Source organism: Pseudomonas sp. GD03842, assembly GCF_029841165.1.
Classification (GTDB): Bacteria; Pseudomonadota; Gammaproteobacteria; order Pseudomonadales; family Pseudomonadaceae; genus Aquipseudomonas.
Genome location: NZ_JAOCEA010000037.1, coordinates 1 through 2,026 on the forward strand (window position 1 = coordinate 1; position 2,026 = coordinate 2,026).

The following is a 2,026-nucleotide window of genomic DNA, read 5'->3' on the forward strand; positions in this document are numbered from 1 at the left end:
CTTGGTGGGACGGAAATCACCTGGGCCACGGTTGCTGATGGTTTTCCAGAATTCGGGCAATTGGGCATGCCAGTAGTCGCTGGACATGGTGCTAGGACTCAGCGGCTCCGCCACACCTTCTGCGTGCTTCTCCAGCTCATACAATCGGTCAAATTTTCGATCACGATCCCAATAGAAAAACCATAGTTTGCCAAGGTCGGTGGACTTGTTTTGGTTGTCTTCTTGCTGACGCACAGCGTAGGGACGCAGGTAGCGGTCCACGCGATCAGTGCGGGCCACAAGCAATCCGGTCATGCTGTCTAGGGTTTTTGGAAGGTAATATCCATCGGATAACCCTGGCGTGCCCGGTACTCGGTAGCCACTGCGAGTACTGTCGCCATCCTCGCTGAATACAAAGGCTTCGGGGACTTCGGAATTATTGTCGAAGAACTGAAAGAGCTTTTGCAGAATGCGCTGCGCGTGAGTGGTGTTTTCGGCGTCCTGCCAGAGAAACAGATTGACGCCCAAGGTGGCTCCATTGCGTGCCGAGCTGATACCGCCAGCCGCACGATCATTCTTGTCGTTCGGTTGTTTAGGCGGAGCGAGGGCGAAGGAAGGCACGGGCCAGTAGGCGACGACGTCGCGAGCGGAGTGTCGAGCGGCAGCTCGAACGTTTATAGACGCGTTGTTACGGCGGGTATCAGCTCTGTCCGGATAGTCCTTTGGGTCTTGAGAGTAAATTGAGGAAAAATTGTCGCTTTTATTCTTGATCTTTCTCCAGATGGTCGATTGCTGGTGTGCATCAATCGCCAATCCTGCTGCTTTGATCTCCAATGAGAACGTGCGTTTGACCTTCTCGGAAAGTTCTACACGCTGCCTGTACTGCTCAACTTGTTGAGCGTCCTTATTAGCGATGGTTTGAGCGACGGCCTTGCCTGTCCAGTGGATGGTGAACAGGGCTGCTACCAATGCTGTTATCTGAGCAATGCCCAGCAGGGTTCCTTGTGGCAAATCGGTAATCTCCCGGCCTACAGTGTTTGCTTTCTCGACGACGTACCATACGCACCCCAGCCAGGCCTGAACGTGAATGCTCCGCTGAGTTGGCAGTCAATGACTTCACCTCCGCTACTGGTCGGGTCCCCGAGGCAAATGGGGTGTGTCATTCTTGATGCTCCGTGGTGTCGTATACGGGTTCAGGCGCATTGGGGTTTGCGGGATAAAGACCTGCATCCGCAGCTACAGAACCTACGGCAACAACCATTGCATATTGGGTTTTTTCTGGATAAAGATCTTTATTTCGAGTGTCACTTTCTGAGGGATTTAGCGGACTGTTGGCTGAGAATTTGATAAATGTCACACCCTCAGCTCTTAGTACGCAGGTGACAGGTTTTGAGTTTGGGTACTCTTCAGCTATCTCTTTTTCCGTTTCTGGCTCAAATCCCTGAGTGAGTTCCATGCCTTCCCATATGCCAGGTTGATCTGTTCTTATTGAAACTTCATAAACACCTAATTTTTTTGAAAATCTTAAGCTCGGCGCAGTGTCAGGCTGGTTGGAAAACTCTCCTAGAAAGCCGTCGCAGGGCGTTTCAGAGTTGGAGCAACCGATGAGTATTGACATGATTGCAATGCATATAATTGCAACCGGTGCGTGTTTTAGACTTCGATTGTTTTCGTTAAGTAACATCGGGCTTCCTTATGATTGTTTACATGCCTGCCTGATTGGCAAATACGTGCAGTGGGTGGTTTGGTGACAACGCCGCTGAGGCTTATGCCCTTCAGCATTTTGGCGACGGCAAGATCGCTCACTGAACCCCACCCGGTGCGCCGAATTTGAATGGATCGTCCCAGCGTGTTTTTGCATTTTTCGCCTTGGTGGCGTCGCTGGGTGGGCGAATCATTTGCACGGTGAAGCTCCCGTCGGTACCGGTGTAGACCACAGCGCTGATACCGCCGTCGAAGTAGCTGGCGATGGTGGCGAGGTTGATCTCCACCAGGGCGCTGCTGACGCCGGTGTTGCCCAAGCGGCGACCGATGTTGAACGCTTCAT

Annotated in this window: 2 protein-coding genes and 1 pseudogene; all 3 read right to left on the minus strand. The window is 52.3% G+C overall.

What is annotated here, in order from left to right:
• On the minus strand, positions 1-990 hold a 990-nt coding region (locus tag N5D61_RS26380; RefSeq protein ID WP_279894757.1), incomplete at its 3' end, for a DUF2875 family protein.
• Positions 991-1,138: 148 nt separating this feature from the next.
• A complete protein-coding gene (locus N5D61_RS26385; protein ID WP_279894758.1) occupies positions 1,139-1,663 on the minus strand; it encodes a hypothetical protein in 525 nt (174 codons plus the stop codon).
• 118 nt (positions 1,664-1,781) lie between these two features.
• Positions 1,782-2,026, minus strand: a pseudogene (locus N5D61_RS26390) (DUF2875 family protein); the annotation flags it as partial.